Below are 20,305 nucleotides of genomic sequence, written 5' to 3'. Positions count from 1 at the left end.
TATGGCACTTTTAGAGGCTTTCCAGAGGTATGTCGCCGAGAATGACCTGGCGACGCACGACGACCGCATCCTGCTGACCGTTTCGGGGGGCGTGGATTCGATGGTCATGCTGTCGCTTTTCACCCGCAGCGGCTATTCGGTGGGCGTGGCGCACTGCAATTTCCAGCTGCGGGGCGCCGAGAGCGAAGAGGACGAGGTGCTGGTGGAAGAGGAAGCGAAGAAGTACGGCGTGGAGTTTTACAACAAGCGGTTCGAAACCACGGCCGAAATGGAGCGCACGGGCGAGTCGATGGAAATGGCGGCACGACGCCTGCGCTATGCGTGGTTCGACACCCTGAGCCGCGGGCAGGGCTACACGGCCGTGGCGATCGCCCACCATGCCGACGACTCGATCGAGACGTTCTTCATCAACCTGCTGCGCGGCACGGGGCTGCGCGGGCTGACGGGCATCTCGACGCAGGTGGGCAGGATCATCCGTCCGCTGATGTTCGCTTCGCGCAAGGAGATCCTCGAATATGCCGTAGCCAACCGCATCCCGTTCCGCGAGGATTCGTCGAACCGCTCGACCAAATACCTGCGCAACAAGATCCGGCTCGGACTGATCCCCCGCATCCGGGAGATCAACCCCAAGTTCACGAGCCTCATGAGCCGCAACCTGGCACGCCTGACCGATGCCCAGCTATTCATCAACCACGGCATCGAACGTATCCGCGGCGAGGCGGTGACTTCGGCGGACGGGTTCGACACGATCCACCTCGACCGCATCGACCCAGCATTCCCGCAGGAGTTCGTGATTTACGAGTTGCTGAGTTCGGCCTACGGGTTCAAGGGCGACGTCGTCGACTCGCTCTGCCATTCGCTCCGGCACGACATGACGGGGCGACGCTTTTATTCGCGCGAACGGGTGGCCTACGTCGACCGCGGCACCATCGTCGTGGCGCCGATCACCCCCGACGACGCCTGCATGACGCAGGTGGAAAGGGGCGCACAGCGGAGCTACTGCGGCAATTCGGTGCTCTACTTCGAATATACGGACATCGACACGATCAAGAATTTCGGCGTACCGGAGCATATCGCCCAGGTCGATGCCGACCGCTTACAATTTCCGCTCACGCTGCGCCGCTGGCGCGAAGGCGACTCCTTCGTGCCGTTCGGCATGACGGGGCGCAAGAAAGTGAGCGATTTTTTGATCGACGCCAAGGTCTCGATGGCCGAAAAACAGCGGCAGTTCGTACTGCTGTCGGGCGGCGAGATCGTATGGCTCGTCGGCCGCCGCATCGACGACCGCTACCGCCTGACGCCCGACACGGAGAACGTGCTGCGTATCACCAAAGAAATCGTCTGACATGGCTAAAAGCGTACTGAAATTCAAGGATTCCGTCGCCGCATACGAACAACTCGCCGGCCAGATCGCCGCACGGCGGTTCGTCCCCATCTACCTGCTCATGGGCGAAGAGAGCTACTTCATCGACGCCATCGCCGAGCAGATAGCCACGACCGTGCTGGGCGAAGCCGAACGGGCTTTCAACCAGCTCACCGTCTACGGCAGGGACTCCGAGGCGGGGCAGGTCATCAACCTCTGCCGCCAGATGCCGATGATGGGATCCTACCAGGTCGTCATCCTCAAGGAGGCGCAGCAGCTGCGCGGGCTGGACAAGCTCTCGCTCTACACCCAGAAGCCGTCGCCGACGACGATCCTCGTAATCTGCCACAAGGAGAAAAACGCCGACAGGCGTTCGGCCTTCTACAAGGGTTGCGCCGCCAACGGCGCGGTGCTCGAGTCGATGCGTCCGCGCGACTACGAGATCGCCTCGTGGCTCCAGCGATTCATCGCCGGGAAAGGGTTGGCGATCGACACGAAGGCGCTGTCGATGCTGACCGACCACCTGGGCACCGACATTTCGAAAATCTCGAACGAGCTGGGCAAACTGGTCGTCTCGCTGCCCGAAGGCACGAAGCGCATCACCGACGCCGACATCGAGGCCAACATCGGCATCTCGAAGGACTACAACAACTTCGAGCTGTGCAAGGCCGTGGCGACCCGGGACATGGCGCGGGCACTGACGATCGCGGAGCATTTCGCCCGCAACCCCAAGGACAACCCGCTGCTGGTCACCGTACTGGCGCTTTTCGGGCAGTTCAAGGAGCTCTTCGTCGTGAACTACCTCCGCTGGCTCTCGCGGCACAAGGGGGTCGCATTCCCGCCCGACACGGAGCTGATGCGCATCCTCAAGAAGAGCAACGTCTACGTCATCGGCGAGATCAAGCAGAACGCCGCCAACTGGGACAACCGCAAGGTATTCAACATCCTCGGCCTGCTGCGCGAATACGACGCCAAGAGCAAGGGCATGAACGCCGGGGGTGCATCGGACGGCGAACTGCTGCGCGAACTGCTGCTCAAAATCTTCATGCTCTGATGCGGGAAGTCTACCTATACCAGACCGTACATGTCCTCGACGGGGAGTCCCTCTGCCTGCGGGAACACCTGGCCGTACTCGACCGCTGGTCGCGCACGCTCTTCGGGTGCCCGGGGCCACAGGACGCCCGGGAGGTCGGGACGGCCATCGCGGCGGTGGCCGGACGGGAAGCCCCCGGCAGCGACCGTTCGAAATTCGTGCGGCTCGTCCTGCCGGCATCGGGCTCCCTGCGGCTGGAATTCGAAGGCGTTTCGCTCTACCGCGGCTACGACCTGCGCAGCCTGATGCCCGAAGCCGTGACGCTGCAATACGAACCGCCGCTGTTCGACGCCCCCACCTCGGCACGCGAGGCCGCCGTAGAGCTGGCACGGCAATACGCCGGGTTGCAGGGTGCGAGCGTCGCCGTACGCTGCGACCGCAACGGGACTCTCATGGCGGCCGACGAAGCGGCGCTGTTCGCCATCCGGGGCAGGCGGGTCTACGCCCCGCCGGGCGAAGCGAGCATCGGGCGCAGCCTTGCAGTCAGGAGCATCCGCGCCGCCGGGCTGGAACTGGCCGAAGCGCCCGTCGGGCGCGACGACCTGCCGCGCATGGACGAACTTTTCTTCATCGACCACCGGGGCGTCACCGCCCTTTCCCGCTGCGACGGGCAGCCCTACATGGCCATCTTCGCCGAACGCATTGCCGGGGCGCTCCGCGGGCTGTTTCCGAATATGTAGAAACCCTCCCGGGACGGCACACGCTATCTTCGCCGCAAAACCCGGAAACCATGAAAAAATACCTTTTCCTTTACGCCGTCCTCACAACGGCGCTGCTGGCATACGGCTATGCCCGTTACCGCCACGAAACCCGCCGCCTCACCCAGAACCAGGATGCCCTGGCCTCCGGCATCGAACACTACCGCACCCGGCTGGGACAAGAGGCCGCCTCGGTGCAGGCATTGCGTCTGCGCTGTGCCGAATTCGAACGCCTCCGCGCCGAGGATGCCGCCTCCATCCGCCGGCTCGGCATCAAGCTCCGGAGGCTGGAAGCCGCCGCCAAAACAGTCACCGCCACGAGCGTCGACCTGCGCGCGCCCGTCCGCGACACCGTCGTCCTGCTCCGCCGGGACACGCTCCGAATCCGCGATACCCTGAAACTATTCCGCTGGCGCGATGCCTGGGTTACGGTCGAAGGGCGTATCCGCACCGACTCGGTCGCCTGCCGCGTGGAGAGCACCGACACCCTGCGGCAGGTCGTGCACCGCGTCCCGCGGCGATTCCTCTTCATCCGCTGGGGCACGAAGGCCCTGCGCCAGGAGATCGTATCGTCGAATCCGCATACGCGGATCGTCTATTCGGACTATGTAAAGTTCGAACGGTAAATTAATTCGCATTTTTTAACCCGGTATTCCCAAATATTATTACCTTTGTCCGATATGGAAAGGTCTGCTATTTTCCCCGGGTCGTTCGACCCGTTCACCCGCGGCCATGCGGCACTGGTCGACGAGGCCCTGAACCTCTTCGACCGCGTAGTCATCGGCATCGGCAACAACACCTCGAAACAGGGATTGCTGACCGTCGTCAACCGCAAACGGCTGATCGACGACCTCTATGCCGGGAATGCACGTGTCGAAGCCCGGATTTACACGGGGCTCACGGGCGAATTCGCCGAGGAGATGGGGGCCTGCGCCATTATCCGCGGCGTGCGGAACACAACCGACTTCGAATACGAACGCACGATGGAGGCCACCAACCACCGGATCTACCCCGACATCACGACCGTGATGTTGTTCACCCCGGCGCCCGTGGCCGACATTTCGTCGTCGACGGTGCGCGAAGTGCTTTCGTTCGGCCGTTCGGTGGAAGAGTTCATGCCCGTGGGAGTAGATATTAACAAATACCTGTAATTTTATGATGGAATTCACAGCCGAAATGATCGCCGGGTTCCTGGGCGGTGAAATCGTCGGCGACAAGGAGGCGAAAGTACACACCGTATCTTCGATCGAGGAAGGCAGGGCCGGCTCGCTCAGCTACCTTACCAACCCCAAATACGAAGCCTGTATTTATACTACCGGAGCGTCGGTCGTGCTGGTCAACCGCACGTTCGAGCCCTCACAGCCGCTTTCGGCCACGCTCATCAAGGTCGACGACGCAGGCGCCTGCGTCCTGAAGCTGCTCGAAATGTACAATGCCGCAAAACCCCGCCGCAGCGGCATAAGCCCGCTGGCCTCGGTCTGCGCCGAAGCCCAGGTGGGCGAAGGGTGCTACATCGGCGACTTCGCGGTCGTCGAAGCCGGCGTGAAGATCGGCAACGGATGCCAGATTTATCCGCAGGTATACCTCGGAACGGGCGTAAGTGTGGGAGAAGGCACGATCCTCTATCCGGGGGTCAAGGTCTACGAAGGCTGTTGCATCGGACGCAACTGCATCCTGCACGCGGGCGCCGTGATCGGCGCCGACGGATTCGGATTCATGCCCAATGCCGCAGGCGGGTTCGACAAGATACCCCAGCTGGGCAACGTCGTGATCGAAGACGACGTGGAGATCGGCGCCAATACCTGCATCGACCGCGCCAAAACCGACTCGACGGTCATCCGCCGGGGCGTGAAACTGGACAACCTGATCCAGATCGGCCACAACGTGCAGGTCGGCGAGAACACCGTCTCGTCGGCACAGACCGGCATCGCAGGCACCTCGAAGGTGGGCAGCAACTGCTTCCTCGCGGGGCAGGTGGGCATCGCCGACCATGTCAACGTCGGCAACAATGTGAAGATCGGCTCGAAGAGCGGCCTGGACAAGGACGTGCCCGACGGCGAGATCCGCTTCGGCTACCCGGCGCTGCCCGGCATGCAGTACCACCGTTCGGCGACGGTTTTCAAACGGCTGCCCGAACTCGAAAAACGCGTGAACGAGCTGGAGAAGCAACTCGCAGCATCAAAAAAATAACCAACATCTTCGCATTATGAAAAACTTATTCCTTTTCGCAACAGCCGCAGCCGTGCTGTGCAGTTGCAGTAACCAGCCCAAGTACATCATCGACGGCGATATCGCCGGGCTCGAAGGAACGGTCTACCTGTACCAGGGCGACAGCCTGATCGACTCGGCAGCCGTCAAGGCAGGCAAGTTCCAGTTCAGGGGCAACGCCCAAACGCCGGGCGTACACTACCTGCTCGACTCGCGCGAGGGACGCCCGCAGGCTTTCGCCATGCAGTTCATCCTCGAACCGGGCAACATCTCGATCAAGAGCGACGCCGAGGATCCGCAGGTTCGCCATACCACCGGCACGCCGGCCAACGACGCCAGCGACGCCTATTCGGCAGCCAGCCGTGCCCTGATCAAGGAATACCGCGACCAGGCTACGACCGACGAGCGCCGCGAGGCCATCGAAAAGGAGTTCGAACAACTGACGCTTTCGACGATCGACAACAACCGCGACAATTTCTTCGGCGTGGCGCTGATGCCCAACCGGGCCTACGAGCTTTCGGGACAGGAAACCCTGGACGAAATCGCCAAGTTCTCGCCCGAGATGCAGCAGACCAAGGAACTGACCGACCTGAAGGCCTCGGCCGAACAGAAGCTCAAGACCGACGTCGGCCAGCCCTACATCGACATCGTGCAGAACAATGCCGAGGGGCAGCCCGTATCGCTCAAGTCGGTGATCGACAATCCGGCCAACAAGTACACGCTCGTGGACTTCTGGGCTTCGTGGTGCGGCCCCTGCATGGGTGAGGTTCCCCACCTGAAGGAGACCTACGACAAGTTCCACAAAAAAGGCTTCGAAATCTACGGTGTCTCGTTCGACCGCGACCGCGACAAGTGGCTCGCTGCCGTCAAGGACAACGGCATGGACTGGATTCATGTCAGCGAGCTGCAACAGTTTGACAACCAAGCTGCCAAAGACTATGCGGTACAGGGCATCCCGTCGAATTTCCTGATCGACGCCCAGGGCGTGATCGTCGCCAAGAACCTGCGCGGCGAAGACCTCTACAAGAAAGTGGAGGAGCTCCTCGGAAAGTAGCCCGCCGCGAATAAAAAGCCCCTCCGAGCCGCAAATGCCCCGGAGGGGCTTTTCGATAAAACCACCCCGTCCTATGAAAAAAACACTCCTTTTCGCATCGGCCGCAGTCCTGTTATGCGGTTGCGGCACCGGATCCAAATACGTCGTCGAAGGCCACATCGCCGGGCTCGAAGGCACCGTCTACATGTTCGAGGGCGACAGCCTGATCGACTCGGCCGTCGTCGAAGGCGGCAAGTTCCGCTTCGAAGGCCCGGCGGACATCACCGCCCGGCGCACCGTCACCGATTCGCGCGAAGGGGAGGTGCAGCGGTTCGGGACGATGTTCTTCCCCGAACCGGGGACGGTTTCGATCGAGGACAACCCCGATGCCCCGGCCGGGTCGACCCGTGTGACGGGCACCCCGGCAAACGATGCAAGCGCCGCTTTCTGGGCGTCGGCCATGGCGCTGATGAATGAATACCACCGGGAAGGCACCTCCGATGAACGTCGCCGGGAGATCGAAGACGAACTGGGCGGGCTCCCCCGCAAAACGGCGGATGCCAACCGCGACAATGCGTTCGGAATCATAGCCCTGGAAGGGATGGCCCCCACGCTTTCGGGACAGGAGCTGCTCGACCGGATCGCCGAATTTTCGCCAGGGATGCAAAAGTCCCGGGAGTTGTCCGCGCTCAGGACGGTTGCGGCGCAACGTCTCAAGACCGACATCGGCCAGCCCTACATGAACATCATGCAGGGCGATGCCGACGGGCAGATCGTCACCCTGACCTCGGTGATCGACAACCCGGCCAACAAATACACGCTCGTGGACTTCTGGGCATCGTGGTGCGGCCCCTGCATGGAGGAGGTTCCCCATCTGAAGCAGGCTTACGACAAGTTCCACGGCCGGGGCTTCGAAATATACGGCGTATCGCTGGACAACGACAACGACAAATGGCTCGGCGCCATCCGCGAGCACGGCATGGGCTGGGTGCAGGTCAGCGACCTCAACGGCTTCGACAACCTCGCGGCGAAAGACTATGCCGTGCAAAGCATCCCGTCGAATTTCCTGATCGACGCCCAGGGCCGGATCGTCGCCAAGAACCTGCGCGGCGAAGACCTTTGCAGCAAAGTCGCCGAATTGCTCGCCGAGTAATCCGTCCTGCGCGGGGATACCCGTCCGCCTCCGCTCAGGGCCACCGGAACGGTTCTTTGCAAAAAGCCGAAACGGCCCTGCCCGAAAACACGAACACGGCCTTACGGGCATCCCTCGACCCGAACACCATGCAATGCCGGAAATATATTCCAGCACGCAAATTCGGGATGCTTCCGACTACCGGATCTTCATCCGCTGCGGCGAGGCGTCCCACATATTGAAATATCGGAAGAAGCGCCTGTCTTTATTCCGAATAACGAAGGGATAACAACCTGCTTAAAAAAATGCAACATCAGGAGACATACCGCATCATGGGCATCGACCCCGGCACCAATTACATGGGGTACGGGGTGTTGGAAATCGAGGGGCGCAACGTCCGTTCGGTCGTACTGGGCGACATCGACCTGCACAAACTGACCGATCCCTATGCCAAGCTACGTTATATCTTCGAGCGGGTCGGAGCGCTGATCGACCAGTACGCCCCGCGCGAAGTGGCGTTGGAATCGCCTTTCTTCGGCGAAAACGTGCAGTCGATGCTCAAACTCGGGAGGGCACAGGGCGTGGCCATGGCGGCTGCGCTGAGCCGCGGCCTCGCCGTTTCGGAATACGCCCCGATGCGCATCAAGCAGAGCATCACGGGGCGCGGTTCCGCCGCCAAGGAACAGGTCGCAGCCATCGTCTGCCGCATCCTCTCGATAGATCAGCCCCCCAGACGGCTCGATGCCACGGACGGCATGGCCGTAGCCTTGTGCCACCACTTCACAACGGCCAGCCCGCTCAACACGGCCCTGGGTGACGAGCGCGTAAAAGGGCTGGGCGGCGGCAAAAAAGCAGCTTCGAAACGCGGCTCCCAGAGTTGGGAGAAATTTCTGAAAGACCATCCCGACCGGGAGCTCAAATAAACCTCACAGACCCATAGCATGAAAAGAATCTCTGCCATTTTTATCGCCACGGCACTCCTATCCGGCTGCGGTGGCCCTCATTACACCGTCACCGGGCGTTACGGCCTCGCACCGGGCGACTCGGTATATCTGCTGGGCAGCGGCAATACGGTGCTTGCAGCCGGAGTCATGGATGCAGATACGACCTTTACGCTGAAAGGACGCATTGCAGCACCCGAACTGGCATCCCTGTCCGACCGCTATGCCACGGTAGAACCGGCCATGCTCTTCCTCGAAGCGGGCACCATCCGGATCGAACCCAGAAACGGCTCCGGCTACCGGGTCACGGGCACCCGGCTCAACGACCGGGCGGACTCGGTTTACCGGTCTTGTGCGGCGCTCGACGCCCGCCTCCGGGACGAAAAGCTATCGGGCGGAAACCCGGAAACGATCCGGACTATCGCATCGGAACGCAATGAGGTGATTTCAACAGCCGTCAGGGCCAACAACGACAACCTGCTGGGTGCATATCTGTTCCAGCAATTCCAATCGTCCGGCACCCCCGCCGGTGTCCGGGAGCGCCTTGCGGAGTTCTCCCCCGAGATGCAGGCACATCCGATCCTGAGAGGAGTGCTCGCGCGGATTGAAGCAGTCGAAAAGACAGCTATCGGCCAGCCGTACACCGACCTCGCCCTGTGCGACGCCGAAGGTGCCGCTATCCCGCTGTCATCCGTTGCGGGAAAGGCGAACTGGGTTCTGCTCGACTTCTGGGCGACCTGGTGCACCCCCTGCTGCCGCGAGATCCCCCACCTGCGCGAGGCATACGCCGCCTACAAAGCCAAAGGGCTCGAAATTTACTGCGTCTCGCTCGACAACGACGAGACGAAATGGCGGTCGTTCACATCGGATAACGACATGCCGTGGATCAATGTCCTGGGCATCGACGCGGACAAACAGAGCACGGCGGCCGCAGCCTACGGGATCACGTCGATCCCCGCGAACTTCCTGATCTCGCCCGACGGCATCATCGTAGCGAAGAACCTGCGCGGCGGGGAGCTTTCGAAGAAACTCGCCGAAATGCTGGAATAGCCGTGGCAACAACCCTCTGATAATCCGACCGGTGTATGTTTCCGACACAAAACGGGCCATCTTTTTATTAAAATATTTACGGAATAATTTGCGTGTTTAGGATTTTCACCCTATATTTGCACCTGCAATTCGGCACCGTAGCTTAATTGAATAGAGCATCTGACTACGGATCAGAAGGTTACAGGTTTGAGTCCTGTCGGTGTCACGAAGAGGGAGCAAAGAAAGTTGCTCCCTCTATTGTTTTTTAGCGAGTTACATCGCTGAAACCAAACTCTTTCGGCAATGCAGGTAGTTTTTCCGTGTCTCGTTTCAAGCCTGTTTTTCCTCGGTTCTCACCGTTTATGTAAACCAAGGTGCAAACCGATTGTATCGGTTAAACATAATAATGTGCCGGACAGTGAATAAACCTGCCGGATTTTATGCCTTTTCACCCAGAAAAAAAAGAAAAGCCGGTGATACCGCTATTTATGAAACAAATAATCATTAACTTTATCAGAAAAACATCCCCCAATGAAAGAAACCACTAATTTCGATGATTTTTCGGTAAAAAAAGCGATCTCGCTTGCGAAAACTTTTGCAAAAGACGCTTACACGAAAGAATTAGGAGTCGTTCTGAGTGTGGCATTTAGAGATATACGCAATCTACCGGCATTGAAATTTAACCAGAACGAGCCCATCCCCCTCAAAGAATATGTCAAGAAGTGGGTTGCACGATATCTATCAGGATACAATGGCAGGCCGTCCAAACGGCAGGGCAAAAAATCCCAAACAAAACCGGATCCTGCCGTAAAATTAATTCTCCGAACCCGAAGAGAAGATATCGACGACAATTTCGCAGATACACTTGAAAAAGGGCACTCCATCATGATGACAATCGAGGGGATGGTCGGCAATCTGCTCGAAGAATATCTGGCGACAATTTTACACCCGTATGGTTGGTATTGCTGCTGGGGAAGCACCATAGACGCGGTCGACTTTTGCAAGGAAGACGGCTCTTTACTCCAGGTGAAGACAAGCAGCAATTCGGAAAACAGCTCCAGCATCCGCGTGCGGAACGGAACAGAAATAAGAAAATGGTTTCGAAGATTTTCCAATAAAGCCAATAAATTCAACTGGGTCGCCCTAAACGAAATAATCGGCAGGGACATATTCAGCGAAGAAAATTCTGAACGAGAATTCAGGGATTTCATTACCCGGACGATCCGAGAGAATCCCGGCTGCATCTACACCCCCGAAAAGTGCCATATCGAAGATGTTCAGATGGAGCTGTTGTAATTCCCAAAAACAATCGAACCTTCCATTCCGAATCGGTTCGATTGTTTTTATGACGACTATCGCGCTCCCGGCATTTTAATAATTCATTTTCTATCCGACTTGTTATTTTCCATAGGAAATTTGTTTTGATGGAAAATAATTCATATCTTTGCATCGTTATTGATACAGAAGAACGATAAAAACGGATAAAGCCCATGAAAAAACTATTATTGACCACGATGTGCATGCTCGGCCTGGCAGCCTGCGCAAACGGCAGCAACAAGGAAAACAACACTAAAAAAGAGAATACCATGAAAACGATCGCACTGACCAAGGCGGATTTCCTGACCAAAGTCGCAAATTACGAAACGAACCCTACCGAGTGGAAGTACCTCGGCGACAAACCGGCGCTCATCGACTTCTACGCATCATGGTGCGGCCCCTGCAAGGCGCTTGCCCCGGTTCTGGAAGAGCTGGCTGCCGAGTACGGCGACAGCATCTACATCTACAAGGTGAATACCGAAGAGGAGCAGGAGCTCGCCGCCGCATTTGGCATCCGCTCGATCCCGACGCTGCTTTTCATCCCCACCAGCGGCAAGCCCCAGATCGCACAGGGTGCCCTACCCAAGGCGTCGCTCAAGGAAGCCATCGACCAGGTACTGCTCAACAAGTAAACAGGCATGGCACTCACCGTAGACAATCTCCGCTGCCCGCAGAACCACCGGTGCCCGCTGCTTTTGGTCTGTCCCGTCGGGGCGATCACCCAATCGGGGTTCGGGCTTCCGGCAATCGACCCGGAGAAATGTATCGAATGCGGCAAATGTATCGGGCACTGCGGCAAACAGGCCATACGCAAACCGGCAGACAATGGAAAAACTGTGTAGGATCCGCGAGCTGCAACGGGCCGTCAACCGGTTCGAAGCGGCACTCGAACGCTCGCACGGGATCTGCCTGAACGAAGGCATGGCCTTATGCAGCCTTTCGAAAGCCGGACGTCTCTCCTGCGGGGAGCTGGGCGAAATGCTGGGGCTTACTCCGTCGAACACCTCGAAGGTGCTCCGCTCGGTCGAAGGGAAAGGCTACGTAAACCGGGAGTTGGGTACGAACGATAAGCGGCAGATGTACTTTTCGCTGACCGAAAAGGGCCGCGGGCTCCTGGGAAGCATAAATTGTGAAGAAATCAAAACGCCCGAATTACTGAAAACACTATTCGGGGAATAATGACGCAAACGGGGCAGCCGGTCTTTCGGGATCGGCTGCTTTTTTATACCCGTTCCTGCCAGTCGTCATTGTATGGAACGGATGCCATATTACAATTTTTTCCAAAAACACTTATTTATATAATATTTTAAATATTAAATACCGTTTTATGTGATTTTTTATCATTAAAAGTGAATTTTTAATTAAAAATTCCTTAAATTTGTGAAAACAGCATAACTGCACGACCTCATGGCAAAACGGGAATTATTACTCGGAGACGAAGCCCTCGCACTGGGGGCGCTCCACGCAGGATTGTCGGGTGTCTATGCCTATCCGGGCACGCCTTCGACCGAAATCACCGAATATATACAAGGACATCCGCTCACCGCCGAACGAGGCATCCACTGCACATGGTCGGCCAATGAGAAGACGGCGATGGAGGAGGCGCTGGGCATGTCGTTCGCCGGAAAGCGCGCCTTGGTGTGCATGAAACATGTGGGCATGAACGTCGCCGCCGACGCCTTCGTCAACTCGGCGATGACGGGAGCCAACGGCGGACTGGTCGTCGTGGCGGCCGACGACCCCTCGATGCACTCGTCGCAGAACGAGCAGGATTCACGCTTCTACGGCAAGTTCGCACTCGTCCCGACGTTCGAGCCCTCCACGCAGCAGGAGGCCTACGAGATGGTGCAGGCCGCGTTCGATTTCTCGGAAAAATACCGCATCCCCGTACTGATGCGCCTTACGACCCGCATGGCGCACTCGCGCGCCATGGTCGAACCGCGCGAGGCACGCCCCGAGAACAGCCTCGCCTATCCCGCCCGGACGCGCCAATGGGTGCTGATGCCGGGCAATTCGCGCGTAAGATACGAGGCATTGCTCGCCGACTATGCCCGCTTCGAAGAGGAGGCGGCTGCAAGCCGCTTCAACCGTTACGCCGACGCTGAAGATAAATCGCTGGGCATCATCGCCTGCGGCATTGCCTACAACTACCTCATGGAGAACTACCCCGACGGATGCCCGCACCCGGTGCTCAAAATATCGCAATACCCGCTTCCGCAGGAACTCGTGCGCCGCATGGCGTCGGAATGCAAGGCGCTGCTCATCATCGAGGAGGGACAACCCGTCGTCGAAGAAGCCCTGCGCGGCATCCTGCCTGCGCCCATTGAGATCCGTGGCCGCATGTCGGGCGAACTGCCCCGCACCGGGGAACTGACTCCGGACAGCGTACGCACGGCCCTGGGGCTCACCCCGCACGCGCCCCTCGCCGCCAGCGGCATCGTCGTCCCCCGTCCGCCCGCATTGTGCCAGGGTTGCGGCCACCGCGACATGTATACGGCACTGACGGAGGTAGCAGGCGAATATGAAAATGCCAAGGTATTCAGCGACATCGGCTGCTACACGCTGGGGTGGCTCTCGCCGTTCCATGCCATCGACACCTGCGTCGACATGGGCGCCTCGATCACGATGGCCAAAGGCGCAGCCGACGCCGGACAGCACCCCGCCCTGGCCGTCATCGGCGACTCGACCTTCACCCACTCGGGGATGACCGGGCTGCTGGACGCCGTGAACGAGGGGACGAACATCACGGTCGTCATTTCGGACAACCTCACCACAGGCATGACCGGAGGCCAGGATTCGGCCGGCACGGGACGCCTCGAACAGATATGCGCCGGCCTGGGCGTCGCCCCCGCCCACATCCGCGTCGTAGTGCCGCTGCCCCGAACCCGCGAAGAGATGAAGGCCATGCTCCGCGAAGAGATCGCCTTCGACGGCGTCTCGGTCATCATCCCCCGCCGCGAATGCATACAGACCGCCAAACGGCACAACGCAACCAAACAGAAACAATAGCGACACGCCCGTCGCGGCGACCGCCCGGCGGCAAAACCCTAAAAACAGGCAAACCATGAAACGCGACATCATACTCTCGGGCGTAGGGGGACAAGGCATCCTCTCGATCGCCACCGTCATCGGCAGGGCTGCCCTCGACCAGGGGCTGCACATCAAGCAGGCCGAAGTCCACGGCATGAGCCAGCGGGGCGGCGACGTGCAGTCGAACCTGCGCATCTCGTCAGATGAAATCGCCTCCGACCTCATTCCGCGGGGTGCCGCCGACCTGATCATCTCGCTCGAACCGATGGAAGCACTCCGCTACCTGCCGTGGCTTTCGACCGGGGGCTGGGTCATCACCAACACCGCCCCGCTGGTCAACATCCCCGACTATCCCGATGCCGATACGCTCGGGCGGGAGATAGCCTCCCTGCCGCACAGCGTGGCACTCGACGTGGATGCCATCGCCCGCCAGGCCGCATCGCCCCGTGCCGCCAACATCGTGCTGCTGGGCGCCGCAGCACCGTTCCTGGGCATCGCACCCGAAAAACTCGAAGCGGGCATACGCGCCATTTTCGCCCGCAAGGGCGACGCCATCGTCGACACGAACCTCGCGGCATTCCGCGCAGGCTACGCATACGCACAAAAACAGACCGCACAATGGGAAGGCTGCCGATAGACCGCTCCGTGCTCGACTCCGCGCTGGAGCGCATGGACATTGCGGACATCGCCCAAGCGACGATCCGCCAGTCGGGCGACATAGCCCGCATCATGGAAACACAGACGGGGATGGAATTCCTGCACCTCGAAATGGGTGTGCCGGGGCTTCCGCCCGAAAAGGCGGGGGTCGAAGCCGAATGCCGGGCTCTGCAATCAGGCGTGGCATCGCAGTACCCCAACATGTTCGGCATCCCCGAACTCAAACAACAGGCTTCGCGTTTCATCCGCGCGTTCCTCGACGTCGGGGTCGCACCGCAGGGCTGCATCCCGACGGTCGGGTCGATGCAGGGCAGTTTCACGGCTTTCCTGCTCTGCTCGCAGCTCGTGCCCGGGAAGGATACGATCCTCTTCATCGACCCCGGATTCCCCGTGCAGCGCAACCAGGTGCAGATCCTCGATATCCCCAGCGCGTCGTTCGACATCTATGAATACCGCGCCGAAAAACTGGGCCCGAAGCTGGAAAGCTACCTCGCACAGGGCAACATCGCCGCCATCGTCTATTCGAACCCCAACAATCCGGCGTGGATATGCCTCACCGAGGATGAGCTGCGTACGATCGGCGAGCTGGCTACCCGATACGACGCCATCGTCATCGAAGACCTCGCCTACCTTTGCATGGACTTCCGCAAACCCCTGGGACGCCCCTTCGAAGCGCCCTACCAGGCCACCGTGGCCAGGTACACGGACAACTACATCCTGATGATCTCCGGCTCGAAGATATTCAGCTACGCCGGCCAGCGCATCGCCATCGCAGCCATCTCCGACAAACTCTACCCGCGGCACTACCCCGCGCTCAAACAGCGCTACGGCATGGGGCGCCTGGGCGACGCCTATGTCCTGACGTTCCTCTATGCCGCCTCGTCAGGCACGAGCCACTCGGCGCAGCACGCCCTGGCGGCGATGTTCCGCGCTGCGGCCGACGGGCACCTCGATTTCGTGGGCGAAACCTCGGAATACGCCCGGCGCGCCCGCCTCACCAAGGAGATCTTCCAGCGCCACGGCTTCCGCATCGTCTACGACAAAGACCAGGACGAAACCGTCAGCGACGGATTCTTCTACACCGTCGGCTACGGCGGTCTCTCCAGCGCGGAGCTGCTGAGCGAACTGCTCCTCTACGGCATCTGCGCCATATCGCTCACATCGACCGGCAGCCGCCAGCCGGGCATCCGGGTCTGCGTTTCGCAACTGAACCGCCCCGAGCAGTTCGAACTGCTCGAAACACGCCTAACCGCCTTCGGGCAAAACCACCGATAAGCCTATGCGATTCACGACAGCCGCCGAAGCCGTAAAGCTCATCCGCCCGCACAGCAGCGTCTACATTCAGGGCAGCACCTCGATCCCCGAAGTGCTCGTCCGCGCCATGACCGACCGCGCCGCCGAGCTCACCGATGTCACGCTCTACTCCGGATTCGCCGTCGGGAGGGCAGACGCCCCCTATTGCAGCCCCGAATACAAGGATACGTTCCTGGTCAACAGCCTGTTCGTGGCCAATAACATCCGCCGCTGGCTGGCCCAGGGCTACGGACAGTCGATCCCGGCCTTCCTGGGCGAAATCCCGGGGCTGTTCCGCGACGGGACGCTGCCCGTCGACGTGGCAATCCTCAACCTCTCACGCCCCAACGAGGAGGGCTACTGCTCGTTCGGCGTCTCGGCCGACCTGGCCGTTTCGGCCGTGGAATGCGCCAGGACAATCATCGCACAGGTCAACACGGCCATGCCGTTCTCCTACGGCGACGCCGTGATCCACCTCTCGCGCGTCGCCGCGGCCGTCGAGGTCGACGACCCGCTGGTCGAGGTGCCCTCGGCAACCCCCACCGACATCGAACGCAGGATCGGCAACCACATCGCCGAACTGATCCCCGACGGAGCGACATTGCAGATCGGCGTGGGCGGAATCCCCAATGCCGTGCTGGCCGCGCTCACGGGCCACAAACACCTCGGGCTGCATACCGAGGCGATGACCGACGGCGTGCTGCCGCTGCTCGAAAGCGGCGTGATCGACAACTCGCTCAAACGGGTCATGCCCGGCGTAACGGTCGCCTCGCTGGCGCTGGGATCGCGCCGGCTGTACGATTATATGGACTACCGCAAAGACCTCGTGATGAAGGATGTGGCATGGACGAACGACCCGTTCCGCATCCGCGAGAACCCGCGCGTGATGGCGATCAACTCGGCCGTCGAGGTCGACCTCACGGGGCAGGTCTGCGCCGACTCGGTCGGTGAGCGCATCATTTCCGGCGTAGGCGGGCAGCACGATTTCATGTACGGAGGAGCCCTGTCGGAGGGCGGGAAAACCTTCATCGCCATCCCGTCGACTACTCTCAAGGGCGAATCGAAAATCAAGGCGCTGCTGACGCCCGGCGCGGGCGTCGTGACGACCCGCCACATGGTACAGCACATCGTAACGGAATACGGCGTTGCGCACCTGCGCGGCCGCAACCTCGCCCAGCGGGCGCGGGCATTGATCGCCGTCGCCCATCCCTCGGTGCGCGAAAAGCTGGAAAAGGCCGCCTGCGAACGCTTCGGCTACTCGTTCCTCAGGCTCAGATAGGGGCGCCCGGCCTCTTCGAAGAGGGCGACACGCTTATCCTGCATTTTTCCACCCGGCAAGCCGGCAAGGAATAGCGTAAAAAGCGTGATTCGTCCGGAATAATATAAAACGACGATCCATGCGCTGGAAATACCTCTTTTTCGACCTCGACGGAACGCTCACCGACCCGATGCCGGGTATCACCCGTTCGGTGCAGTACGCCCTGCGGCATTTCGGCATCGAGGCCGACGACCCCACGGCGCTGTGCCCCTTCATCGGGCCGCCGCTGCGCAATTCGTTCCGCGAATTCTATGACATGAGCGACGCCGATGCCGAGGTAGCCGTCGAAAAATACCGCGAATATTACGCCCCGAAAGGGATTTTCGAGAACAGGCTCTACGAAGGGATCCCCGAGTTGTTACGCGACCTGCGGGCGCACGGGGCGACACTGGTCGTGGCGACCTCGAAACCCACCCGTTTCGCGGAGCAGATTGCCCGGCATTTCGGGTTCGCGGACGACTTCGCGCTTATCAGCGGCAGCACGCCCGACGGCTCGCGCGACGCCAAGGCCGACGTAATCCGCCATGCACTCGCCACGCTGGGCATCGACGACCCCGCCCGTGCCGTGATGATCGGCGACCGCCGCCATGACGTCGAAGGCGCAGCCGCAACGGGGCTTGCCGCCATCGGCGTACTGTGGGGTTACGGCAGCCGCGAAGAGCTTCAGACCGCAAAACCCGCATTTATTGCGGAAGATATTCCCGCCCTGCGGCAGTTGCTTCTGGGATAGACGCGGACAGGAGCCGGAGGTCGACCCCAAACACGTAACAGAGACGGAGGCCGAAGGCAAAAGCCCGACGAAACCGGATACGGGCGCCGACCCCAAACGCGCGACGGATACGCAGACGGACACCGATCCCAAAAGCCATACGGATACGGACACCGGACAGCTATGCCCCTGCAACAAAAGCAGACCTGCCAATTGGCAGGTCTGCTTGACACGTCGGGATGCCGCGGTTACCACCGGCACACCGGGTTATTTTGCGAACTTCATTTCGTCGAGCAACCACCCGGCGTCGGCATACTTGTCGATCACCCACATCACATAGCGGATATCCACGCACACCGTGCGCGCCAATTCGGGATGGAACCACACGTCGCCGGCCATCGACTCGCGGTTGCCGTCGAACGCAAGCCCTATAAGGTGCCCCCTGCCGTCGAGTACGGGGCTGCCCGAATTGCCTCCCGTAATGTCGTTGTCGGTCAGGAAATTGACATAGAGCGTACCATTCTCGCCCCAGCGTCCCCAGTCCCGTTTGGCGATCAGCCGCCGCATACGGTCGTCGACACGGTATTCGTATTCGTCGGGGTTGTACTTCTCCATATAGCCCGCAATCGTCGAACGCGAATCGTAATGCACGCCGTCCGAAGGGTTCAGGGGCTGCACGTTACCGTAGGTCAGGCGCATGGTCGAGTTGGCATTGGGATACTGCGCCAGTCCTTCCGAAGCACGGAAATCGTAAAGCAGGTCGGCATAGCGGCTCTCGCTCCGCCCGACATGCGCACGGCCGCGCTTTTCGGCCTTGTCCACACCGCCCGTAAAACGCTGTACGGTGACCGATTCGGTAAGCGCCACCATGGGGTCACGGCGTATTTCGGCCACCGACCGGTTCTTCGAGAAATAGGCATCGTAACGCACGGGGTCGCTGCAAAACGAAGCATCGAACGCCGCACGCGCCATACGGTCGGCATCGCCTCCCGCCTGGTCGTACATCGCCTGCAACTGCACGCCCCACATCTCGCGCGGCACGTTGGCCGTGAAGTTCACCACCATCCGCGCCAACAGGTCGCGGTCGGTCGCGGCATCGTAGTTACGGCGCAGGCGGCCGCTCCCGGCCACGACGCTTCGGGCATCCTTCGAATCCACGATCAGCGAGTCCTGCTTCAGCCGTTCGAGTTTGCCAAGGTACGACGACACGCGGTTGGCCACGAGCAGCGCCTCGCTGGGGCCGAGCCATGCCTCGCGGAAATAATTGAGGTTGCGCTCGGCGCCCTGCCGCGCCTCGTAACCGCGCGCGAGCTCTTCGAGCAACGTCCCGTCCTCGGCCTTGCGGGCGGAATCGGCCTCGATCCAACGCTGCAGGCGTTCCTCCTCGGCCTCACGGATCGCCACGACGTCGAAACGGCGCAGGCATTTGTTCTCCCACTTGGCGTAGTCGGCGTAGTTGCTCAGGCCGAAATAAGCATCCGAATACTCCATGCGCACCCGCGGATCGCGTTCCATATGGCGTTTGAGAATATCCATCCGGTCATGGCGGTTGGCCACGACGATCGGGTTCCGGACACGCTGCTTCTCGGCCACGGCGAACGACGACGCATAGCGGTTCGTACGCCCCGGGAATCCGATCACCATTGCGAAGTCGCCGTCATGCACGCCGCCCGTGGCGACCTGCAACACGCGGCGGGGTTTGAGCGGCACATTGTCGGCGGAATAGGCCGCAGGGCGTCCCTCCCGGTCGGCATAGACGCGGTAAAGCGCGAAATCGCCCTTGTGCTGGGGCCAGCCCCAGTTGTCGTAATCGCCGCCGAAGGCACCGATCGACGCAGGCGGCGTACCCACCAGCCGCACATCCTTGTAGATGTCGTAGTAGAACATCAGGTACATTTTGCCGCCCCACATCGAGTAGCACGACACCTCGCACTCCGTTTCCCGGCCGTAGCGCCCTTCCAGTTCGGCATAGAGGCGGCGCGGGGCCATCATGCCCCATTTCCCGGCGGCTTTCATCTCCTCCTTGAGCGCATTGGCCTCGTCGGTCACGTCGACCACCTTGCGCACGAACCACACGGTCTTGCCGGGGACGGGAATCTCCTCATCGCGCGTACGTGCCCAGAATCCCGTTTCGAGCAGGTTGCATTCGGGCGTCGACAGGGCGCAGATGTCGCTGTAAGCCACATGGTGATTGGTAATCATCAGCCCCTGGTCGGAGATCATGCTGCCCGTCCCCATGCCGCCGTCGACAGCCACCACGGCATCGGCCAGCGCCGCCGATTTCTCGTTGTAAATCTCCTTATCCTTGATTTTCAGTCCCCGGGCCTTCATCTGCGGATAAATCTCCGCCAGCCGGTGCATCAGCCACATGCCCTCGTCGGCCCTTGCAGTCTGCATACAGAGCAGCACAACGGCCAGACAGGCTATCCATCTTCTCATATCTTTCATTCTTATAAACGGGAGGGCACCGTCGCCGACGCCCTC

General features: G+C 60.4%; 20 protein-coding genes and 1 tRNA gene. 20 read left to right on the top strand and 1 reads right to left on the bottom strand.

What is annotated here, in order from left to right; genetic code table 11:
* The first annotated feature begins 1 nt into the window (after nt 1).
* From tilS to NQ559_RS09845, 20 genes are all read left to right on the top strand, one after another.
* Nucleotides 2-1,345: a tRNA lysidine(34) synthetase TilS gene (tilS, locus tag NQ559_RS09940; RefSeq protein ID WP_018694786.1), complete on the top strand. Its 1,344-nt coding sequence runs from the start codon at nt 2-4 to the stop codon at nt 1,343-1,345.
* Between the two features lies 1 nt (nt 1,346).
* Nucleotides 1,347-2,417, top strand: coding sequence for a DNA polymerase III subunit delta (gene holA, locus NQ559_RS09935; RefSeq protein ID WP_018694785.1), 1,071 nt, complete (start codon nt 1,347-1,349; stop codon nt 2,415-2,417).
* Nucleotides 2,417-3,136, top strand: coding sequence for an aminotransferase class IV (locus tag NQ559_RS09930; RefSeq protein WP_018694784.1), 720 nt, complete (start codon nt 2,417-2,419; stop codon nt 3,134-3,136). Before holA ends, NQ559_RS09930 begins: the two co-directional genes overlap by 1 nt.
* A 50-nt stretch (nt 3,137-3,186) precedes the next feature.
* On the top strand, nt 3,187-3,780 hold the full coding sequence (locus tag NQ559_RS09925) for a DUF6549 family protein (RefSeq protein ID WP_018694783.1): 594 nt from the start codon (nt 3,187-3,189) through the stop codon (nt 3,778-3,780).
* Between the two features lie 54 nt (nt 3,781-3,834).
* On the top strand, nt 3,835-4,305 hold the full coding sequence (gene coaD / locus NQ559_RS09920) for a pantetheine-phosphate adenylyltransferase (protein WP_018694782.1): 471 nt from the start codon (nt 3,835-3,837) through the stop codon (nt 4,303-4,305).
* Nucleotides 4,306-4,309: 4 nt separating this feature from the next.
* Nucleotides 4,310-5,344, top strand: coding sequence for a UDP-3-O-(3-hydroxymyristoyl)glucosamine N-acyltransferase (lpxD, locus tag NQ559_RS09915; RefSeq protein WP_018694781.1), 1,035 nt, complete (start codon nt 4,310-4,312; stop codon nt 5,342-5,344).
* Nucleotides 5,345-5,360: 16 nt separating this feature from the next.
* Nucleotides 5,361-6,416 (top strand): TlpA disulfide reductase family protein, encoded by a 1,056-nt coding sequence (locus NQ559_RS09910; protein WP_018694780.1) that lies wholly within the window; start codon nt 5,361-5,363, stop codon nt 6,414-6,416.
* A gap of 73 nt (nt 6,417-6,489) precedes the next feature.
* Complete coding sequence (locus tag NQ559_RS09905; RefSeq protein ID WP_018694779.1) at nt 6,490-7,548, top strand: TlpA disulfide reductase family protein; 1,059 nt, start codon at nt 6,490-6,492, stop codon at nt 7,546-7,548.
* Between the two features lie 284 nt (nt 7,549-7,832).
* Complete coding sequence (gene ruvC / locus NQ559_RS09900; RefSeq protein WP_018694777.1) at nt 7,833-8,450, top strand: crossover junction endodeoxyribonuclease RuvC; 618 nt, start codon at nt 7,833-7,835, stop codon at nt 8,448-8,450.
* Between the two features lie 18 nt (nt 8,451-8,468).
* Nucleotides 8,469-9,518: a TlpA disulfide reductase family protein gene (locus NQ559_RS09895; RefSeq protein WP_018694776.1), complete on the top strand. Its 1,050-nt coding sequence runs from the start codon at nt 8,469-8,471 to the stop codon at nt 9,516-9,518.
* A 131-nt stretch (nt 9,519-9,649) separates the two neighbouring features.
* Nucleotides 9,650-9,723 (top strand) — tRNA-Arg (locus tag NQ559_RS09890).
* A 305-nt stretch (nt 9,724-10,028) separates the two neighbouring features.
* Complete coding sequence (locus NQ559_RS09885) at nt 10,029-10,793, top strand: SinI family restriction endonuclease (RefSeq protein ID WP_018694775.1); 765 nt, start codon at nt 10,029-10,031, stop codon at nt 10,791-10,793.
* A gap of 194 nt (nt 10,794-10,987) precedes the next feature.
* Nucleotides 10,988-11,446, top strand: coding sequence for a thioredoxin (gene trxA / locus NQ559_RS09880; protein ID WP_026318177.1), 459 nt, complete (start codon nt 10,988-10,990; stop codon nt 11,444-11,446).
* A 6-nt stretch (nt 11,447-11,452) separates the two neighbouring features.
* Complete coding sequence (locus tag NQ559_RS09875) at nt 11,453-11,656, top strand: 4Fe-4S binding protein (protein WP_018694773.1); 204 nt, start codon at nt 11,453-11,455, stop codon at nt 11,654-11,656.
* Nucleotides 11,640-11,993, top strand: a complete 354-nt coding sequence (locus tag NQ559_RS09870; RefSeq protein WP_018694772.1) for a MarR family transcriptional regulator — start codon at nt 11,640-11,642, stop codon at nt 11,991-11,993. Before NQ559_RS09875 ends, NQ559_RS09870 begins: the two co-directional genes overlap by 17 nt.
* A gap of 228 nt (nt 11,994-12,221) precedes the next feature.
* Nucleotides 12,222-13,823 (top strand): thiamine pyrophosphate-dependent enzyme, encoded by a 1,602-nt coding sequence (locus tag NQ559_RS09865; protein ID WP_018694771.1) that lies wholly within the window; start codon nt 12,222-12,224, stop codon nt 13,821-13,823.
* A 55-nt stretch (nt 13,824-13,878) separates the two neighbouring features.
* On the top strand, nt 13,879-14,481 hold the full coding sequence (locus NQ559_RS09860; RefSeq protein WP_018694770.1) for an indolepyruvate oxidoreductase subunit beta: 603 nt from the start codon (nt 13,879-13,881) through the stop codon (nt 14,479-14,481).
* Nucleotides 14,463-15,776, top strand: a complete 1,314-nt coding sequence (locus tag NQ559_RS09855) for an aminotransferase class I/II-fold pyridoxal phosphate-dependent enzyme (protein ID WP_018694769.1) — start codon at nt 14,463-14,465, stop codon at nt 15,774-15,776. The genes NQ559_RS09860 and NQ559_RS09855 overlap by 19 nt, the downstream gene beginning before the upstream one ends.
* Nucleotides 15,777-15,780: 4 nt before the next feature.
* Nucleotides 15,781-17,073, top strand: a complete 1,293-nt coding sequence (locus tag NQ559_RS09850; protein ID WP_018694768.1) for an acetyl-CoA hydrolase/transferase family protein — start codon at nt 15,781-15,783, stop codon at nt 17,071-17,073.
* A gap of 118 nt (nt 17,074-17,191) precedes the next feature.
* Nucleotides 17,192-17,842: an HAD family hydrolase gene (locus tag NQ559_RS09845; RefSeq protein WP_018694767.1), complete on the top strand. Its 651-nt coding sequence runs from the start codon at nt 17,192-17,194 to the stop codon at nt 17,840-17,842.
* A 246-nt stretch (nt 17,843-18,088) separates the two neighbouring features.
* Here the strand turns inward: NQ559_RS09845 and NQ559_RS09840 are convergent, their stop codons facing one another.
* Nucleotides 18,089-20,260, bottom strand: a complete 2,172-nt coding sequence (locus NQ559_RS09840) for a S46 family peptidase (RefSeq protein WP_033395118.1) — start codon at nt 20,258-20,260, stop codon at nt 18,089-18,091.
* Between the last annotated feature and the right edge of the window lie 45 nt (nt 20,261-20,305).

The sequence above is a fragment of the Alistipes onderdonkii genome, from assembly GCF_025145285.1.
In the GTDB taxonomy this organism is placed as follows: Bacteria; Bacteroidota; Bacteroidia; order Bacteroidales; family Rikenellaceae; genus Alistipes; species Alistipes onderdonkii.
The sequence above is the reverse complement of the archived record's forward strand: the minus strand, read 5'-3'. Positions and strand labels throughout refer to the sequence as shown.

Bases quoted from the DNA above. Each gene is read 5' to 3' on its own strand.
- NQ559_RS09870 (WP_018694772.1), top strand. From the start codon at position 11,640: ATGGAAAAACTGTGTAGGATCCGCGAGCTGCAACGGGCCGTCAACCGG.
- NQ559_RS09930 (WP_018694784.1), top strand. From the start codon at position 2,417: ATGCGGGAAGTCTACCTATACCAGACCGTACATGTCCTCGACGGGGAG.
- ruvC (WP_018694777.1), top strand. From the start codon at position 7,833: ATGCAACATCAGGAGACATACCGCATCATGGGCATCGACCCCGGCACC.
- holA (WP_018694785.1), top strand. From the start codon at position 1,347: ATGGCTAAAAGCGTACTGAAATTCAAGGATTCCGTCGCCGCATACGAA.
- lpxD (WP_018694781.1), top strand. From the start codon at position 4,310: ATGATGGAATTCACAGCCGAAATGATCGCCGGGTTCCTGGGCGGTGAA.
- NQ559_RS09885 (WP_018694775.1), top strand. From the start codon at position 10,029: ATGAAAGAAACCACTAATTTCGATGATTTTTCGGTAAAAAAAGCGATC.
- NQ559_RS09860 (WP_018694770.1), top strand. From the start codon at position 13,879: ATGAAACGCGACATCATACTCTCGGGCGTAGGGGGACAAGGCATCCTC.
- NQ559_RS09855 (WP_018694769.1), top strand. From the start codon at position 14,463: ATGGGAAGGCTGCCGATAGACCGCTCCGTGCTCGACTCCGCGCTGGAG.
- NQ559_RS09875 (WP_018694773.1), top strand. From the start codon at position 11,453: ATGGCACTCACCGTAGACAATCTCCGCTGCCCGCAGAACCACCGGTGC.
- NQ559_RS09845 (WP_018694767.1), top strand. From the start codon at position 17,192: ATGCGCTGGAAATACCTCTTTTTCGACCTCGACGGAACGCTCACCGAC.
- NQ559_RS09905 (WP_018694779.1), top strand. From the start codon at position 6,490: ATGAAAAAAACACTCCTTTTCGCATCGGCCGCAGTCCTGTTATGCGGT.
- coaD (WP_018694782.1), top strand. From the start codon at position 3,835: ATGGAAAGGTCTGCTATTTTCCCCGGGTCGTTCGACCCGTTCACCCGC.
- NQ559_RS09850 (WP_018694768.1), top strand. From the start codon at position 15,781: ATGCGATTCACGACAGCCGCCGAAGCCGTAAAGCTCATCCGCCCGCAC.
- NQ559_RS09895 (WP_018694776.1), top strand. From the start codon at position 8,469: ATGAAAAGAATCTCTGCCATTTTTATCGCCACGGCACTCCTATCCGGC.
- NQ559_RS09840 (WP_033395118.1), bottom strand. From the start codon at position 20,260: ATGAGAAGATGGATAGCCTGTCTGGCCGTTGTGCTGCTCTGTATGCAG.
- NQ559_RS09925 (WP_018694783.1), top strand. From the start codon at position 3,187: ATGAAAAAATACCTTTTCCTTTACGCCGTCCTCACAACGGCGCTGCTG.
- NQ559_RS09865 (WP_018694771.1), top strand. From the start codon at position 12,222: ATGGCAAAACGGGAATTATTACTCGGAGACGAAGCCCTCGCACTGGGG.
- trxA (WP_026318177.1), top strand. From the start codon at position 10,988: ATGAAAAAACTATTATTGACCACGATGTGCATGCTCGGCCTGGCAGCC.
- NQ559_RS09910 (WP_018694780.1), top strand. From the start codon at position 5,361: ATGAAAAACTTATTCCTTTTCGCAACAGCCGCAGCCGTGCTGTGCAGT.
- tilS (WP_018694786.1), top strand. From the start codon at position 2: ATGGCACTTTTAGAGGCTTTCCAGAGGTATGTCGCCGAGAATGACCTG.